General features: G+C 26.5%; 18 protein-coding genes. 6 read left to right on the top strand and 12 right to left on the bottom strand.

Features of this window, described 5'->3' with window-relative positions:
• Nucleotides 1-227 precede the first annotated feature (227 nt).
• On the top strand, nucleotides 228-1094 hold the full coding sequence (locus CLSA_RS17715) for a LysR family transcriptional regulator (RefSeq protein ID WP_022748357.1): 867 nt from the start codon (nucleotides 228-230) through the stop codon (nucleotides 1092-1094).
• A gap of 435 nt (nucleotides 1095-1529) precedes the next feature.
• Here CLSA_RS17715 and CLSA_RS17725 read toward each other — a convergent pair whose 3' ends face one another.
• From CLSA_RS17725 to CLSA_RS22670, 3 genes are read right to left on the bottom strand one after another with little or no spacing between them, the layout of a single operon-like run.
• Nucleotides 1530-1733, bottom strand: coding sequence for a helix-turn-helix domain-containing protein (locus CLSA_RS17725; RefSeq protein ID WP_022748360.1), 204 nt, complete (start codon nucleotides 1731-1733; stop codon nucleotides 1530-1532).
• Between the two features lie 11 nt (nucleotides 1734-1744).
• Nucleotides 1745-2320 carry a DUF2975 domain-containing protein gene (locus tag CLSA_RS17730; RefSeq protein WP_022748363.1) on the bottom strand — a complete coding sequence of 192 codons (576 nt, stop codon included), beginning with the start codon at nucleotides 2318-2320 and terminating at the stop codon, nucleotides 1745-1747.
• Nucleotides 2321-2357: 37 nt separating this feature from the next.
• Entirely contained in the window at nucleotides 2358-2681 is a 324-nt protein-coding gene (locus CLSA_RS22670) for a DUF2975 domain-containing protein (protein ID WP_158380596.1), read from the bottom strand.
• 533 nt (nucleotides 2682-3214) lie between these two features.
• Between CLSA_RS22670 and CLSA_RS17740 the strand changes: the two genes are divergently transcribed.
• The 3 genes from CLSA_RS17740 to CLSA_RS17750 all read left to right on the top strand — a co-directional run bounded on the left by CLSA_RS17740 (nucleotide 3215) and on the right by CLSA_RS17750 (nucleotide 5009).
• Nucleotides 3215-3580, top strand: coding sequence for a hypothetical protein (locus tag CLSA_RS17740; RefSeq protein ID WP_041716332.1), 366 nt, complete (start codon nucleotides 3215-3217; stop codon nucleotides 3578-3580).
• 238 nt (nucleotides 3581-3818) lie between these two features.
• Nucleotides 3819-4316: a prolyl-tRNA synthetase associated domain-containing protein gene (locus CLSA_RS17745; RefSeq protein WP_022748371.1), complete on the top strand. Its 498-nt coding sequence runs from the start codon at nucleotides 3819-3821 to the stop codon at nucleotides 4314-4316.
• Between the two features lie 189 nt (nucleotides 4317-4505).
• Nucleotides 4506-5009: an AAA family ATPase gene (locus tag CLSA_RS17750; RefSeq protein ID WP_022748374.1), complete on the top strand. Its 504-nt coding sequence runs from the start codon at nucleotides 4506-4508 to the stop codon at nucleotides 5007-5009.
• 318 nt (nucleotides 5010-5327) lie between these two features.
• Here CLSA_RS17750 and CLSA_RS17755 read toward each other — a convergent pair whose 3' ends face one another.
• On the bottom strand, nucleotides 5328-5681 hold the full coding sequence (locus CLSA_RS17755) for a winged helix-turn-helix transcriptional regulator (RefSeq protein ID WP_041716333.1): 354 nt from the start codon (nucleotides 5679-5681) through the stop codon (nucleotides 5328-5330).
• Nucleotides 5682-5857: 176 nt separating this feature from the next.
• On the opposite strand from CLSA_RS17755, the gene CLSA_RS17760 reads away from it, so the two are divergent.
• Nucleotides 5858-6670 carry a nitroreductase family protein gene (locus CLSA_RS17760; protein WP_022748382.1) on the top strand — a complete coding sequence of 271 codons (813 nt, stop codon included), beginning with the start codon at nucleotides 5858-5860 and terminating at the stop codon, nucleotides 6668-6670.
• 676 nt (nucleotides 6671-7346) lie between these two features.
• Here the strand turns inward: CLSA_RS17760 and CLSA_RS17765 are convergent.
• The 3 genes from CLSA_RS17765 to CLSA_RS24420 all read right to left on the bottom strand — a co-directional run bounded on the left by CLSA_RS17765 (nucleotide 7347) and on the right by CLSA_RS24420 (nucleotide 9200).
• Nucleotides 7347-8075 carry an ABC transporter permease gene (locus tag CLSA_RS17765; RefSeq protein WP_022748386.1) on the bottom strand — a complete coding sequence of 243 codons (729 nt, stop codon included), beginning with the start codon at nucleotides 8073-8075 and terminating at the stop codon, nucleotides 7347-7349.
• Nucleotides 8076-8090: 15 nt separating this feature from the next.
• Nucleotides 8091-8918, bottom strand: coding sequence for an ABC transporter ATP-binding protein (locus tag CLSA_RS17770; RefSeq protein WP_022748390.1), 828 nt, complete (start codon nucleotides 8916-8918; stop codon nucleotides 8091-8093).
• Between the two features lie 156 nt (nucleotides 8919-9074).
• The gene (locus tag CLSA_RS24420; RefSeq protein WP_022748394.1) at nucleotides 9075-9200 is read right to left on the bottom strand and encodes a hypothetical protein; all 126 of its coding nucleotides are present in this window, start codon (nucleotides 9198-9200) and stop codon (nucleotides 9075-9077) included.
• A 234-nt stretch (nucleotides 9201-9434) separates the two neighbouring features.
• Between CLSA_RS24420 and CLSA_RS17775 the strand changes: the two genes are divergently transcribed.
• A complete protein-coding gene (locus CLSA_RS17775) occupies nucleotides 9435-9773 on the top strand; it encodes a carboxymuconolactone decarboxylase family protein (protein ID WP_022748398.1) in 339 nt (112 codons plus the stop codon).
• Nucleotides 9774-10246: 473 nt separating this feature from the next.
• Here CLSA_RS17775 and CLSA_RS17780 read toward each other — a convergent pair whose 3' ends face one another.
• From CLSA_RS17780 to CLSA_RS17800, 5 genes are all read right to left on the bottom strand, one after another.
• Nucleotides 10247-12577: a putative bifunctional diguanylate cyclase/phosphodiesterase gene (locus CLSA_RS17780; protein WP_022748400.1), complete on the bottom strand. Its 2331-nt coding sequence runs from the start codon at nucleotides 12575-12577 to the stop codon at nucleotides 10247-10249.
• Between the two features lie 452 nt (nucleotides 12578-13029).
• The gene (locus CLSA_RS17785; protein WP_022748403.1) at nucleotides 13030-13647 is read right to left on the bottom strand and encodes a DUF6033 family protein; all 618 of its coding nucleotides are present in this window, start codon (nucleotides 13645-13647) and stop codon (nucleotides 13030-13032) included.
• A gap of 56 nt (nucleotides 13648-13703) precedes the next feature.
• Entirely contained in the window at nucleotides 13704-14315 is a 612-nt protein-coding gene (locus CLSA_RS17790; RefSeq protein WP_022748407.1) for a DUF6033 family protein, read from the bottom strand.
• Between the two features lie 41 nt (nucleotides 14316-14356).
• Nucleotides 14357-14968 (bottom strand): DUF6033 family protein, encoded by a 612-nt coding sequence (locus CLSA_RS17795; protein ID WP_022748411.1) that lies wholly within the window; start codon nucleotides 14966-14968, stop codon nucleotides 14357-14359.
• 234 nt (nucleotides 14969-15202) lie between these two features.
• Nucleotides 15203-16927: an ABC transporter ATP-binding protein gene (locus CLSA_RS17800; RefSeq protein ID WP_022748415.1), complete on the bottom strand. Its 1725-nt coding sequence runs from the start codon at nucleotides 16925-16927 to the stop codon at nucleotides 15203-15205.
• Nucleotides 16928-16990 lie beyond the last annotated feature (63 nt).

Below are 16990 nucleotides of genomic sequence, written 5' to 3' on the forward strand. Positions count from 1 at the left end.
AGGGTGCTCTGTTGCTATGGTTACTAGAGAAAAGGATAGTGGATTTCTAACAGCAGAAGTTGTTCTATACTTCGGTTAGCTATTACATAAGTCTAAAATATTTGTTGGATATCTATATTGTATATTTATAAAATTTCATTTATTATTATATCAAAAAGAAATCTATATAAAAAATACATAATATATATGCTTGCCATATATTTTTTATATATCAAAAGGTGAATATAATGGATATTAAACAATTGAAATATTTCTATGTAATTGCAGAAGAAGGGCAAATAACAAGTGCTGCTAAAAAGCTACATATTGCCCAGCCACCTTTAAGTTACCAACTCAAAAATTTAGAAGATGAGTTAGGTGTAAAACTTGTTGAAAGGGGAAGCCGCAGCATTACACTAACTGATGCAGGAGTTATACTTTATAAACGTGCTAAACAAATATTATCTCTAACTAAATCTACTGTTGATGAATTAAAAGACTTTAAACAAGGAATCTCTGGAACTTTATCTATAGGTACTGTCTCTTCATCTGGAGCATCACTTTTAGATAGCAGGTTAAGTATATTTCACGATAAATACCCATTTATAAATTTTGAAATTCATGAAGGAAACACGTATGAACTATTGGAATTATTAAATAAGGGCATAATTGAAATTGCTATTGTTAGAACTCCATTCAATAATTCTGGAATAAATTCAATTTTCTTAGAAAAAGAACCTATGACTGCAGCGATGGTAAAAGATCTTAATTGGACTGATAGTAAAGTTATTGACATTAAAGAATTAGAAAATAAACCATTAATATTTTACAGAAGATTCGAAAGATTAATATTTAAAGCTTGCCACGATTTAAACTTTAATCCAAATGTATTTTGTAAAAATGATGATGCACGAACTTCTTTGCTTTGGGCAAACTCAGGACTTGGAATCGCTATAGTTCCAAAATCCGCAATAAAATTAATAGGATCTTCAGATATAATTTATAAAGAAATTAACAATGAAGAATTATCAACTCAGATAACTATAATATGGTCTAAAACTGGTTATCTTTCATCTGCCGGAAAGAATTTTTTAGAACTATTCTCAAATACGTAACCACTAACTTTATCTCCTTTAAAATATAATCATTGTTTCAAAATATTAAATACGTTAATATTTTCTTTGATAAATAATCTGCTTCGCAGACTGTGAGTTTCGTCTACTTCTAAAAGTTATCCAAAAATTTGATTGCATTATAATTTCATAAAGAATAAAAAAACATGTGGTACTTTGCATGTAAACCAGATTTACACGTAAAGCACCACATATTCTAATAAAATTAAATCAAATTACTTTTAGCAATTCAAGTATAATAACTTCATATTTATATAAATCTATATTTAAATTATGAAACGAAATTAAGTTTTTATTTTCTTTTTTTAACTCGATCTTATTATTTACTCTTATAAAAATAATTTTAATTCTTTTAAATATGGTTATGATACCTTTAATTATTGAATAATAGTTTATACAATACAGCCCCAATTAATATCATTCCTCATATTCTAATATATCACCAGGTTGACACTGCAATTCGCGACAAATAGCTTCAAGTGTAGAAAATCTTATTGCTTTCGCTTTATTGTTTTTTAAGATAGATAAGTTTGCATTTGTAATTCCAACCTTTTCTGCTAACTCTGAAAGGGAAATTTTTCTTTTTGCCATCATTACATCCAAGTTCACTATAATTCCCATATTCTCCTCCATCATATAGTTAAATCATTCTCATCTTTAATTTTAATTGCATTTTCAAATATCTTCGCAAGAATTAATACAAATAATCCAACTAAAACAAAAATCAATCCTTCTGCATCAGTATTTAAACCAGTTTTATCAAAGTTATAAGCAAAAATATGTGCTTTAAACTTTAACCAATCTTTAGTAAAAACATAAGCTGAAATTATAAATAAATATACTGATATCTTCTGCATCCTCTTTACATTCTCTATCACAAATGGAGCTTTACTAATTAAAGTACTATTTATTTTAATTAGTTCTCTACATATTCCAAGAACACAACAATAAGCAACAATAGAGAAAAGTAACATAGACACTAATGGTTTAATAGAAACAAAATTATAAAACATTAAGTACACAAATATAGCACCTATAAGTCCAATCAAACCTATATAATAAATAACCTCTAGAAAAATATTTAATTTCTTATCGTTGATTTTCAATAAAGAACTTAATTTTGTATTAATACTTTTTAAACTGTCTTTTAATAAATAACTTAATCTTGTGTTAATACTTTTTAAACTCTCTCTTAATTTAGCATTCATAGCCAACCTCCAATTTCAATAATATACTAATATAGCTTTAAACAGTAAGGTCATTTTCATTTTTTATTTCAACTGCTTTTTCAAATATTTCCGCCAGAACAAAAGCTACACACGCTAATAATAAATACATAAAAAAACTTGCTTTAAGAGACGCATTTTCTGATTCCAAAAATGTAAAGTAGCTTTTAACATGCAAATTTGTAACTCCATCTATAATAGCCATTAAAAATATTTTATATCCTATATTCTTAAATCGCTTAACATTACTAGAGCAAAAAGGTGTTAGATTTGTGCTATATATAATTTTACGTAAATCTAAAATTATTAATAAATATATTAAGCAGATTATAAATGTACTCAATATATTTTGTGTAAATTTTCCACTTAATATATCAAATAAAGAGCAAACTAAAAAAATGATAATACAACCGACATTAAATTAAGAATTACTTTGCTAATATTTATTGTTAAATGATTTTTCATAAATAAACATCTCCTTGTAAAATTTCCTATTATTAATATACCATCTCAATTATTAAATAGCAATATATATTTATCGTTTATCAATAAATACATATTGAAATAAAGATGTTACTACTCAATAGGATAGAATTATAGATATCCAAATCAAGATTTAAATTTATATAGTAACTTACCGAAATAAAGGTTATGCATTTGTTTCGGTTACGTAGGACTATGAAAATATCGCTGAAATGTTCTAAATATCTGGTTGTATCAACTTTAGCATGTCATTTTGACACAAAATTAAAGAACTTTATATAGTTATGTCAAGCATTGCAATACTTGTGTTATGTAATATATAATTAACTAAATGAATAATTGTAAATTATTATGTAAAAATAATGTAAAATTTATACTTAGGAGGAATATGTAGTGAATAGAAATATATTATTGTCCTTCTCAAAATTTCTTGCATGGTTATTTATTATATGTACTATAATTATGCTTTTTATTATCTACAACAATATAGAAAATAATATTATTTCAACATTTGGGATGTTCTATTTTTATTTAGTGCTTTTAGTGGTTACATGCATACCATTAATTACTATTTTGAATTTAAGAAAGTTAAAATCGGTTCAACTAAAAGAAAGGCTGTTTAAATTTATTGCTTTGTTTATTTTATTTAGCATTCTAAACTATGTTTTCGATTATACATTCAGACATTCAAATATAGATTTATTTAGAGAATTTTCAATTGCTTTTGGTTTAACATTTATCATTTCATTTAATGATTAATACACACAATTTTAATAAAGCTTGAATTACATGGTTCCACTCATTGAGAATTTAATATATCACAAACATAGAAATTAGATACATGTTTGTGTAATAGGCCTTTGAAAATAAGCTGTTTAGGCTCTAAATGTAAGTTCGTTCAATATATACTAGATTATTAACACTATTCATTAACATAGCCATTTTTTAAACAACAAGTAATTATATAAAATTTTCACAAACTGGAGTTGAGATAAATATGATAGAGAGAAACGAACAAAATGTATATGATATTTTAAATTTATTAGAAATTCAATATGTTAGATATGAACATAAACCAATATATACAATCGATGAAGCCAAAGATTTAGATATATTGATTCCTGGAGGAAAATGCAAGAATCTTTTTCTTAGAAATGGAAAAGGCGATATTCATTACCTTGTAATTTTAGATGAAAATAAAAGCATAGATTTAAAATTGTTGGCTAAACAAATAGGATCTACACGCTTATCATTTGCGTCTGAAGATAGATTATATAAATACCTAAAGCTTACACGTGGCTCTGTTACTCCATTTGGTATAATAAATGATATTAACAAGGAAGTAATAATTTTAATCGATAATGATTTAAAAAATGAAAAATTATTAAACTTTCATCCAAATGTTAATACAGCAACAATTGGTATATCATCTATAGATTTTGAAAAGTTTATTAAATATCATGAAAATAAATTTTGTTATATTGAAATAAACTAAGATTAAGGCACATGAAAAAAATAGCAAGTCCATCTGCCAAGCCTATTTTGCATCATGCTACGTCAGCGAATTCCTCTAATAGCCCGCTATTAGACAAATCCACTTCCTTGCCTGGCACAAAATAATCATGGCATTTTGGACTTGTTATTTTCTTTCATGTGCCTAACTTAAATGTTAGGAGATAAAATCATGAAAAATCTTGTTTTCATAAATGGAACTATGGGAGTAGGAAAAACAGCAACAAGCAAAGAATTGCAAAAAATGTTACCTAATTGTGTTTTTCTTGACGGTGATTGGTGTTGGGATATGTCCCCTTTTATTGTGACCGATGAAACAAAAAAGATTGTTATTGATAATATTAGTTATATTCTAAATAATTTTATTTCTTGTTCAGAATATAAAAATATTATTTTCTGTTGGGTAATGCATGAACAAAGTATTCTTGATGATGTATTGTCCAGATTAAACAAACATAATTGTATATTATATAAATTTTCTCTCGTATGTTCAGAACAATCATTAATTGCACGAATTACAAAAGATATTAAACAAAAAATAAGAAATAAAGATGTTATTGAAAGAAGTGTTCCAAGATTAAAAAATTATTTTGAAATGGATACACAAAAAATTGACGTAAGCAATATTTCTGCAAAAGAAACAGCAGAAATAATATATACACGTGTTATTGGATAAATTATAGATATCCAAATCAAGACTTAGACTTATGTGGTAACTCATCGAAATCATATATATATTTTAAAATTTAATTAAATACTTTTCCCCATTATTGTATATTGTTTTAAATTATAGTCAATAATGTTGATGAAAGCATGATAACCTAAACATAGAAATAGAGATAGCGTTTTTTCAATCACCCACGCTATCTCTTTTTATTCTAAAAATAATCTAATATTTCCATCATGCTGCGTAAGTAAATTGACCTAATAGGCTCGCTATGAGGACAATTCACCTCCTTGCCTGATAAAAAATATCCATGATGAATTGGACTTGTTATTTATTTTCACGTGCCTTATCATTCTCATATAATTTAGCATAATCAATAGCCCAATCACATAACGTTGATAATATTGGCAACAGACTTCTCCCACGATCAGTAAGAGAATATTCTACTTTAAGAGGAATTTCCGTATAAACCTTTCTATTAACTAATCCACCTTCTTCTAATGATCTAAGTTGCTGTGTAAGCATCTTTTGAGTTATGCTTGACAAAGTCCTTTTAAGTTCATTAAATCTCATAGTTTTTTTACCAAGGTGCCAAATTATAATCGGCTTCCACTTTCCCCCTATGACATCTAATGTTAATTCCATAGAACAATTGTATTTTACTCCTTTAAATTCTATCATTTTAACTCCTTTTTTATGTAAACTTACTTTATCACATTCTACTTTAAGTATACAATAAGTAACCATGTTCCTAAAAAGTGCGTACTTGATACTGATAGCATAATGGTATAAATTATATTTTATCATAACAACTTCAAATATAATCTATAATTTCCAAATAATTAGGAGTGATATTAATGGAATTAATAAATGTAAATCAATCTAAATGTATTAAATGCGGGATTTGTTCAAAGGTATGCCCATGTGCAGTTTTGTCCATGACCCAAAATGGTCCTACTGCAGTAACTAGTGAAAGTAACTGCATTGGTTGTGGTCATTGCGTTGCTGCATGTCCTAATGGAGCACTTGATAATGTCAAATCTCCTTCAAGTAGTCAAGCAAATTCGGACAACCTTCCAGTTATGGATTCAAAAACTGCACAATATTTTCTTAGATCTCGTCGTTCAGTACGCTGCTATAAGGATACCCCTGTACCTAAGGAAAAACTACTAGAATTAGTAAACATTGCACACTATGCTCCTACTGCTAGCAACAGCCAAGGAATTTCTTATGTAATTGTGGATAATAAAGAAATATTAAAGAAAGCAACTGAAGTTATAATTGAATGGATGGAACAACAGCTTGATAAGCCTTACCATTGGTCCTTTCCAAGACATGTCAAAAATTATAGAGATACTGGAATAGATTCAATTTTGCGTAGTGCACCACATATTATTCTAGCCACAGCTCCAAAGAACTTTAGAAATGGAAGAGAAAATACACTATTTTCATTCTCTTATCTTGAATTATACGCACCTACAATTGGACTCGGTTCCTGCTTTGCTGGATTATTTGAAATGTGTGCATTTTCAGGATACTCACCACTATTAGAACTATTCAATATTCCTAAAGATAAAGTAATAACAGGAGCGGTCATGGTTGGATATCCAAAATATAAATATAAGAAGATAGTTGATAGAAATCCTTTAGAAGTTAATTATATTGAATAGCTATAAACAGATAACTTATAACCTAAACTTATGTGGTAACTCACCGAAATCATATATATATTTGTTCCATTGGACTTATGAAATTTTCGCTGGAAGATTCTAAATGGGAGCTTGTATCCATTTCTGCATGTTCTAAATATTCATTTTGACAAGCAGTAAATGTAACAAGCTCCCATTAAGAATCTTCAACAGCTCAATTTCAAATGCCTCTTTCACAAATATATATATGATTTCTAGTGACGATATTAACTACAAATAAGTTTAGTTCTTAAATTGGATATCTATAGGCGGATGTAATTAAACAAAATTTTAAAGACTTTTGAATTGATATAATTAATTGATTTAGAGTCTAGAAACATAAATATTTCATTCCACGCAATACTAAATATATTGAATTAATAATATTTAGCAAATTAAAATTCACTAAACATTTTCGTATATTAGCAGTAATCTATGTTAAATTTTAATAACTTTAGAATTTGTTTGATAATATAATTCTTTTAACTATTTTTAATACAAAAAAGTAAGATAAATTAATTTTCTATCTTACTTTTATTATTTTATGTTTTTTAATTAAGAAATATATGACACAACATCTCCAACAACATATAATTTAAAATTACATTCAAATATACTCTTTAATTTGAATATTATATTTTAAAAATTCTTTCCTCATTTATCTTGCAACAATGCTATCTTTCTTTATATTATATATAACTATAGCAACTATCATCATTATAAAAATATAAATAAATACTTTTAAAAGATCACTAATATATGATGTATAATTAAAAACATCTATAATTGCCTGAGTTGCATAATATCCTGGCAATATCTTTTCTAAAGTAATTAAAAGATCTGGCGCCTGAGGCCATATTACCTTGTTTGCATTGGTTGCCATCGCTAATATATATATAGGGAAAGATAAAGTTTGTAATGTAACTGAATCACATAAGATTCCAAGGCATAAACCAATTAAAACATAAAATATACTCAAACATAAAACAATTAATTCAAGATTTAATAACTGTATGTTTAAGTTAAGTCTGTATATTACCGCACCAAATAGAACAATTACTACTTCAATTAAAAACCCTAATAAAGTCTGTACTAAAGTAGTAGTAATTATAAATTTTGCTGGCGTATACGGTGTTGTAACTAATACATTGCCTATATACATCTTCTCTCTAGCGACACGGCTACTTAATGTATTTATCCCACCACCTATAGTAGCAAAAACAGAACATAAAACTGCAAATATAGTAATTAATTGATTATTTCCACTTTCAGCCTTTGTAATAGTAACTAATATAACATAGAAAATCAATGGAACAATTAATGAAAAAGAAATAAATCTCTTATTACGTATTATTTTCAAAAACTCATAACTTATAATTTTCCTCATACCATCATCTCCTCTTTACATATATAATTCACGATATATATCTTTAACTTTTTTGAATCTCTCCTCAAATCTATAATTATTCTTATTTAAATAATCAATTATAGAATCTCGCTTCTTCATATCACATATATATAATTTATCATCTTCAATGTTTCCACCTAATACCTGCTGAACATTTGAAACTTCTTCTTCATTACCAGATATAATAATTATTTTTGTACTAACAAGTTCTGATTTATTAACATCTTTTATAATTTTTCCATCCTTTAAAAATATAAATCTGTTACAATAATCATTTAGCTCATCTAAATGATGTAGTGTTACAAAAACTGTTTTCTGCTTTTCTTTAATCTTCTTTATATTTGTCCAAAAAGCTTTGCATGCTTGCACATCCATTCCTACTGTTGGCTCATCAAGAAAAAGTATTTTAGGATCAGATGCTATTGAAATAGCAAATGATAATCTTCTTTTTTGACCACCTGATAAATTTGCAACTAAGACCTTTTTTTCATTTTCTAAATCAATAATCTTTAATAAATAATTTGTATCTACTTTTGATTTATAATAACTTTTATGCAATTCTATAGTTTCCGCCACTCTTAAATTATCTGGAAAATAATCATTCTGATGCATTACTCCTACCTCTCTTTTTACAGAGAAGTCACGCTTTATTTCTCCTTCATCAATACTTATCAAACCCAATATAGCTCGAATTGTAGTTGTCTTACCTGAACCATTAGGTCCCATAAGTGCTACACACTGTCCGTTATCAACTTTAAAAGATACACCGTCTAAAACAATTTTACTCTTAAATTTTTTTTTTACATTTCTCAATTCTAACATAAGTTTCCTCCCATTATTACCAATCTATGTTTCATTTATTTGAAATTGGTGTTATTGACCTTGAAATTTAAAATTTATTATCTTCTATTGCTATAGTTCTCTCTGGCAAGCATGAAAATTTAGTATTAAATCGACTATATAAATCAATCAATGCACCTATATATTGATTTTAATTAATTCACTAACATTTTTATTATAATCACATATTTTTATGATTCTATGATTTTCATCAAGTTTTATTTCTAAACATCCAAAGCACAAATTATCATTTAAAGTATACATTGTCCCTATTTGTTTTATTTAATAATTTTTTATTCTTTCAAAAACTTTCTCTTGCTTATTACTTACTAATATTCCATTATAACACAAATTTTTTATAATCTTATTTCAAAATTAAAGAACTTTATTATTTATGTTAAATATTTGAATGTTTATAGTTATGTAGTATATAATTAACTGCATAAACAATTGTAAATTTTTGTGAAATAAAATAATAATATACTAGTGGGAATAACTATGAACAGTAAAGAAATGCGAGAATATCGAAAGAAATATAATTTGAAACTTACAGAGACTGATGATTTCTTTAAAGACTTTGGAGCATTGGATGATAGTACATATTCTGCTGGCGCTATTGATAAAAAGCATAAAGAACTTATGGGATTAGCCATTTCAGTAGTTAGCCGTTGTAATGAGTGTATTTGTTATCATATAGAGGGTTGTTTAAATGCTAAAGCTAACATAGACGAAATTATGGAAGCAATAAAGATTGGAGTTATTGGCGGTGGTTCTATAACTTACCCTAATGCAAGATTTGCTATGCAAGTATTAGAAGAATTTACATTGGAAAAATAAAATATTTTATTAGGATTATATTGCAAAATATTACTAAGACTTGAATTATACACTTCCTTATTACAAATATGTATCTAATTTCGGCTGCGATTCACATATGCTCTATTCTCATTGCGGGTACAACTTGCAGTCTTAGAAACATCTATCAAAATTTTCAGTAACCGAAACAAATGCACAACCTCTATTTCGGCTAGATATTATTTAAGACTTATAATTAGAATGTGTTTCCATACCAGAAAGTAAAGGTACTCTTTTGTAAGCATTGCATTTAGAATATGGCTATAGGTCTTTCTTCAGTAAAGTTGTTCAATTCTTGCTTATACCCAGCTTGTCTGAGGAACATGCAGGAATTGAGCAACTCTTACTGTTAGAAATCCATAGCCATATTCTATAGCAATCGAACAACAGAGTACCCCTACTTTCGGCTAATCACCACATAATTCTAAGTTAAAAATTGTTTATCTATATGAAAATCATTGAATTTCCACTTTTTCAACAGCCAAAAAGTTTTCTTCAAACATATCTGCTGTAAGAGGCTTGCTAAATATATAACCTTGAACTTGATTGCATCCGATCTCTTTTATCACTTCAAGTTGCTCTTTTGTTTCAATGCCTTCTGCGATTGTTAAAACATTTAATGCCTCAGCTAACATTACTATAGCCTTTACAATATGTCTCTTACTTAAGTCTGTTACTATATTATCAATTAACTCTTTTGCAATTTTTAAACGGTCAAAAGAAAACTGCTGAATATAACTTAATGAAGAATATCCTGTTCCAAAATCATCTATTGAAGTTGATATTCCCATACTGCTAAGCATTGAAAATATTTTCCCTAAAGTCGCTTCACCCTTCATTGCAATATTTTCTGTAATCTCTATATCAATCCAATCTGAATTCAAATCATACTCTTCTAAAATTTTTTCTAATTTATGTGCAAACTTTATGCTGTCAAGTTGATTAGGTGAAATATTAATTCCCATTTTCATATTTAATCCAAACTTTTTATTCCATATTCCTATTTGCTTTGCAGCAGTATTCATAACCCAATCACTTATTTTTTCTATACTTCCAGTTTCTTCAGCAATCTTTATGAATTTATTAGGTGAAATATTTCCTTTTATAGGTGAGTTCCATCTTATTAGTGCTTCCATTCCAACTAATTCATTAGTATTTATATCAATTTGTGGTTGATAATAAAGTTGAAATTCATTATTATAATCTGCATTTTTAAGCAATAATTCAATCTCATTTTTTTCTAAAATTAAATTACTTATATTAGAATTAAAAATTTCATATTTATTTTGTCCTTTTGATTTTGCATAATACATTGCCATATCTGCATTTTTCATAACAACATTTCTAGATGTTGCATCAGTCGGAAATGATGCAATTCCTATGCTTATAGTTATATTAAACTCATAATTCTCTATATAAATACTTTCATTGCAACTTGTAGTTATCTTTTGAGCAAATTTTTCAACTTCATCCTCACTCAAATCTCCTTCAATTACAATTACAAATTCATCTCCACCTAATCTTGCTACAATACTATTTTCATCAGTTTCTTTTTGTAATCTTTGAGCGATTTCAATCAATAAAGAATCACCAATATCATGTCCATAAGTATCATTTATTGTTTTAAAACGATCCACGTCTATATAATATATTGTTATTTTCTGATTAGATATTTTTTGATCTATAATATCATCCAATCTTTTTTTTAAATATCTGCCATTATAAACATTTGTGATAAAATCATGATAAGATGTATATTCCAAGTCGTCATTTTTGAGCAAAAGTTCTTTTGTACGTTCCTTAATTTTTTCCTCTAATATTAAATTTATATTTTTCTCATCATTAAGAAGTTTCTCGTTATTTATAGCCTTCTGCACATAATTACTTGCTATTTCATAAATTGTAAAAATTAAAAATAATATTAATATTTTATCAAAATCAAATCCTTTAAATATTATATAGATAGGAATAGTTAATAATAAAATCAAACTTTTTTTAGTATTTCCAATATTTTTAGTTTGAGAATAAAATTCATATGCCCATTTACAATTATTATATTGTAAAACACTTATCCCGCCAAAGGCAATAATTAAAAACGATAATAGATATATAGTATCTGGTATCGAATTAGGAACATATAAATGATAAAAATACTCATATGTACAAACTAAATCATTAGCAGCATATATTGTTGCCCCTAACAATGTAATATACATTCCCTTAGTTACTTTTCCTCTACGTACAGAAAAAAACCATATTATAACCCAATTAATAATTATAAAATCTGTAATAACATATATAAATGACAAAATATTATTTACATCTTTTATAAACAAAAAAATATTCTCTTTCAAAAACAAAAACCAAAACATCACAAGACAACTTGTCGATATTACAAAAATATCAAGAAGAAGCTGAACTGCATTTGCTCCTTTAATAAACTTTTTCATATATATAAGTCCTGATGTCATTATACATATATTAGGAAATAAATATAATAAAGTAAATATAGTCATATTATCTGGATTAATTCCCATTAGTATTTCGCAAATTGCCCATATTATATCAGAGAATGTCCAAATTAACGCTGCTATTGATGGCATAAGCCAAACGTTCTTCATACGTTCTGATTTTTTATATACGTGTAATAATATAATAAATGATGATAAAGTTCCTAGAGGCGATAAAATATCCCCCCACAAATTAGATTTAAAAATTGCTGCAATAAAATATAGCAAAAAACAAATTACCCCAAAAACAAAAGACCACTTTACATACTTATCCATTATTCCCCTCACCTATACAAAACTTTATAAAAAATACTATTTATAATTAATTATATCAAAATATAATCTCTTGTGAATATATTGGATATACTTTTCCCATATAAAGTCCATTTTTTAATAAATTAATCAACTTTACCAAATACTTTCCCTTACCTTTTACATAATATTACACCTCATTTTTATGAGAATTTAATATATCACAAACAATGAAATTGGATACATATTTATGCAATATGCATATTGCATAAATATGTATCCAATTTCATTAGTGATTATATTATGATATTCTTTAGCAGTAATCATGTATCAATAATTATCACAACTTACATAAACTTAATTTGAATCTTACTGTTATTTACAAGGGATAATGCAGCCATTCCCTGAACATCATTTTTTTACCCAAACTAAATTTTTAATATATCCTCCCCTCAATATTAAAAGTTCAAAAATATTTATATGCTCGTATCGAATCTATCCAAGAAGCTCATATCAATGTTTACGGCAATATCACTATATATTTTATGTTCTTTGCTTAATTTTAAATTCCGTTCTTTTCTCTCTTTCATTCTTTTTATGCGTAACTTTTCCTCTTCACTCGTTTTACTGGTATTTTTAGAGTTATTTTGTTTAAGTTCAATCGTACAGCTACCTTCACCATTTGCATCTATTACAATACTTACACTTTTTACATTCACGCTGTTACCATTTAACATAGAGTTAAGTGAATTTATATATTGTGGCAGTGACGGAATTTGTTGTAATAAATTATCTAATTTTTTATTCATCTCAGAACTATTAATTGCTTTATTCATTAAATTAGGAGAAACATTAACTGTTATTTGATTATCTTTCTTTAAATATGAATCACTCATATTTAAATTTATATTAGAATATTTACTACAAATATTTTTAAAATACTCCTCTTCCGAAATTGTTTTATCTATTGTGCTTGCACTACTAGCTGTAGTTTTATCATCATCACTAACTTTAGTTTTCTCATTATTACTTCCAGTTTTATTATATGCTTGTGTATAATACGAACTATAACTATTATTAATTCCTATTGACATATTATTATTCCCCCTCATTTTTTTAATTCACAGAATTATACAATATATTTTAAATACTATATATTTGTATCAAACCTATCCAAAAAGCTCATATCAATATTTGCAGCAATATCATTATATATTTTATGTTCTTTGCTTAATTTTAAATTTCGTTCTTTTCTCTCTTTCATTCTTTTTATGCGTAATTTTTCCTCATCACTTGTTTTACTCGTATTTTTGGAGTTTTTCTCCTCAACCTCAATTTCGCAACTTACCCCACCATTTTCATCTACTGAAAAACTAACAGAATCTATTTTTCTTCCTTCCAAAGTGTATTTAGGCGTATTAAAATCTTGTTGTGTTGATGGTATTAAATTTATTAATCTATCTAGATTCTTTGCCGCCTTAGAATCTTTAATCGCTTTTTCTATTAATTGAGGCGAGAAATTAAATGTTACTCCGTTCTTCTTCATATTATATGAATTACTCATATAAAGATTAGCACCTGAATATCTTTCACAAATATTTTTAAAATACTCCTCTTTCGAAATTGTTTTATCTGTTGTGCTTGTACTACTAACTGTAGTTTTATCAGCATCACTAACTTTAGTTTTATCATTATTACTTCCAGTTTTATCAGATGCTTGTGTATAATACGAACTGTAACTATTATTAATTCCTATTGACATATTATTATTCACTCCTCATTTTTTTAATTCACAGAATTATACTATATATTTGTATCGAACCTATCCAAAAAGCTCATATCAATATTTACAGCAATATCATTATATATTTTATGTTCTTTGCTTAATTTTAAATTTCGTTCTTTTCTCTCTTTCATTCTTTTTATTCGCAATTTTTCCTCATCACTTGTTTTACTCGTATTTTTAGAATCTTTTTCTACGTATTCACACTTACAACTAACTCCACCATTTTCATCTATTACAAAACTTACATTCTTTACTTCTCTGCCATCTAAAGTATATTTATGATTATTAATATATTGTGGTATTGATGACATTTGATCTAACAATCTATTTAAATTTTCAGCTGCTTTAGGATCACTAATTGCTTTGTTTATTAATTGAGGAGAAACGTTGGAAATTATTTCATTTCCTTTATTCAAATGCGAATTACTCATACGAAGATTAGCACCTGAATATCTTTCACAAATATTTTTAAAATACTCCTCTTTCGAAATTGTTTTATCTATTGTGTTTGCACTACTAGCTTTAGTTTTATCAGTGTTACTAACTTTAGTTTTATCATTATTACTTCCAGTTTTATCAGATGCTTGTGTATAATACGAACTATAACTATTATTAATTCCTATTGGCATTTCATTATTCATCCCCTTATAAATTTTAAAACTTAATTACATTAAAAATAATTCTTTATCTGATTTAATTAAACATTATTTTACAAAAGATGTAAATATATCTTGCACAAAATGTATAACATATGTATACCATTCTCGGAAAAGCATAGATATTCTTGCAATAGCGACTATCTATGTCCTGATTTCGGCTAGGATACACATAAGTTCGATTCTCATTGCGTAACCCTATATAAATTAGCGATTAATCAATATATCATTATATACTCTGCTTTCTTTCAATAATCTATTATGATCTCCTATATCACTGACTTTCCCATCTTCCAATACAATGATTTTATCCATATATCTTAATATACTTGGTTTATGGCTAATAACTATCATTGTTTTATTTGTAAGTTTTGTGGATATCAATTCATTAATCTGCATTTCTGTATCAATATCTACATTAGCTGTTGCTTCATCTAATATTATTAAATTATTATTAGTTGCTAATGCTCTAGCAATAAAAATTTTCTGTCTTTGTCCACCTGATAAGAAACATCCATTTTCGCCTATTTTATAATCCCTTGGAAGACTCTCATAAAATTCATATAAGTTACAATCCTTTAAAATTTGTTTGAATTTTTCATGTTCAATAATTTTATAGAAACATATATTATTTTTTATAGTATCATTAAATAAATAACTATCCTGAGAAACAATTGATATATTTTTTCTATAATCACTAATATTTATATCATTAACATCTTCTTCATTAATAAATATTTTTCCACCAGTTGGTTTATAAAACCTCATAAGCAAATTAACTATTGTTGATTTTCCGGCCCCATTTAAACCAATTATCGCCACTTTATCTCCTGTATTAATTTGAAAATTAATATCTTTTAATATATTATTTTCACTTTTACCATCATAAGAGAAAAACACATTTTCAAATTTAATTTGTGGTCTATTTTTCATTTCTTCATTTAAAGGGATGATACCATTATTTTCAGCTTCTGAATTCATATCTAAAAACTTATAATATCTTTTAGCAGATGGAAATATACTAGCTAATACTAGTCCCAAGTTAAATAATGATGATATAGGATTTATGCAATATGCAACATAGGCGATAAATGAAACTATGCTTCCTATAGTTAAACTTAAATTAAACACCATATTAGCCCCAATTATATATAATGAAGTAGTAATAAAAGATTGTAATGTATTATCAAATACTGAATTAAACGAATTCTGAATAGTCATTTTCTTTTCCAAATCAATAACCATATTTTGCATATCATCAAATTCATTCATCTTTTTATCAAACAAACCAAATATTCTTATTTCTTTTATGCCTCCCAAAGTATCTCCAAACCAACTCGCAAATTGGGAATATCCTAACATATAATCATTTACCATTTGTTTTCTATCTTTTGTTAACTTATTTATTGCAAAAAATTTTATAGGAATAAAGCACATAACTAGCAAAGTTAACTTCCAGCTTATTATACTTAACCCAATAATTCCACCTATTATATTAAATATTTGTGTTATAGTAGTAAAGAACACTCCATCTCCTATCATTGATATGTTTGAAATGTCACTATGTATATTATTCAAAAGTTCCGTATTATTTGTTTTATTAAGTTCTGAAAGATTTATTTCTCTTAATTTACAAAAAGATTTATTAAAAAGTTTATATGTAATTTCTGCTTTTAATGCTACTCTAATTTTTTCCTTACTAAAATCTATTACATTATCAATAACAACTAAAGCAAAAGCCAAAAGAGAATAATATATTACTGTCCACTTGTTGTTACTTAAGAAACCCTTGTCCATAATATTTTTGCTTATTAATGGTGATATAATAGATATTAATGAAGATATGAGTAAAAAAAAGATAATCACAGAAACTTTTCTGCCATTACCTTTTAATAAGTTAATTAATTTATATATTGTTTCTTTATTACGCATGTTTCTATTCTCCTTTAACTACATTTAAGGCACTTGAAAGAAAATAACAGTTGCAAAAATGCC

The organism is Clostridium saccharobutylicum DSM 13864 (genome assembly GCF_000473995.1).
GTDB classification, from domain to species: domain Bacteria; phylum Bacillota; class Clostridia; order Clostridiales; family Clostridiaceae; genus Clostridium; species Clostridium saccharobutylicum.

Coding starts and splice junctions, on each gene's coding strand:
- CLSA_RS17715 (WP_022748357.1), top strand. CDS start 228: ATGGATATTAAACAATTGAAATATTTCTATGTAATTGCAGAAGAAGGG.
- CLSA_RS17795 (WP_022748411.1), bottom strand. CDS start 14,968: ATGCCAATAGGAATTAATAATAGTTATAGTTCGTATTATACACAAGCA.
- CLSA_RS17725 (WP_022748360.1), bottom strand. CDS start 1,733: ATGGGAATTATAGTGAACTTGGATGTAATGATGGCAAAAAGAAAAATT.
- CLSA_RS17770 (WP_022748390.1), bottom strand. CDS start 8,918: ATGTTAGAATTGAGAAATGTAAAAAAAAAATTTAAGAGTAAAATTGTT.
- CLSA_RS17745 (WP_022748371.1), top strand. CDS start 3,819: ATGATAGAGAGAAACGAACAAAATGTATATGATATTTTAAATTTATTA.
- CLSA_RS24420 (WP_022748394.1), bottom strand. CDS start 9,200: ATGTATACTTTAAATGATAATTTGTGCTTTGGATGTTTAGAAATAAAA.
- CLSA_RS17730 (WP_022748363.1), bottom strand. CDS start 2,320: ATGAATGCTAAATTAAGAGAGAGTTTAAAAAGTATTAACACAAGATTA.
- CLSA_RS17780 (WP_022748400.1), bottom strand. CDS start 12,577: ATGGATAAGTATGTAAAGTGGTCTTTTGTTTTTGGGGTAATTTGTTTT.
- CLSA_RS17790 (WP_022748407.1), bottom strand. CDS start 14,315: ATGTCAATAGGAATTAATAATAGTTACAGTTCGTATTATACACAAGCA.
- CLSA_RS17765 (WP_022748386.1), bottom strand. CDS start 8,075: ATGAGGAAAATTATAAGTTATGAGTTTTTGAAAATAATACGTAATAAG.
- CLSA_RS17775 (WP_022748398.1), top strand. CDS start 9,435: ATGAACAGTAAAGAAATGCGAGAATATCGAAAGAAATATAATTTGAAA.
- CLSA_RS17785 (WP_022748403.1), bottom strand. CDS start 13,647: ATGTCAATAGGAATTAATAATAGTTATAGTTCGTATTATACACAAGCA.
- CLSA_RS17800 (WP_022748415.1), bottom strand. CDS start 16,927: ATGCGTAATAAAGAAACAATATATAAATTAATTAACTTATTAAAAGGT.
- CLSA_RS17750 (WP_022748374.1), top strand. CDS start 4,506: ATGAAAAATCTTGTTTTCATAAATGGAACTATGGGAGTAGGAAAAACA.
- CLSA_RS17760 (WP_022748382.1), top strand. CDS start 5,858: ATGGAATTAATAAATGTAAATCAATCTAAATGTATTAAATGCGGGATT.
- CLSA_RS17755 (WP_041716333.1), bottom strand. CDS start 5,681: ATGATAGAATTTAAAGGAGTAAAATACAATTGTTCTATGGAATTAACA.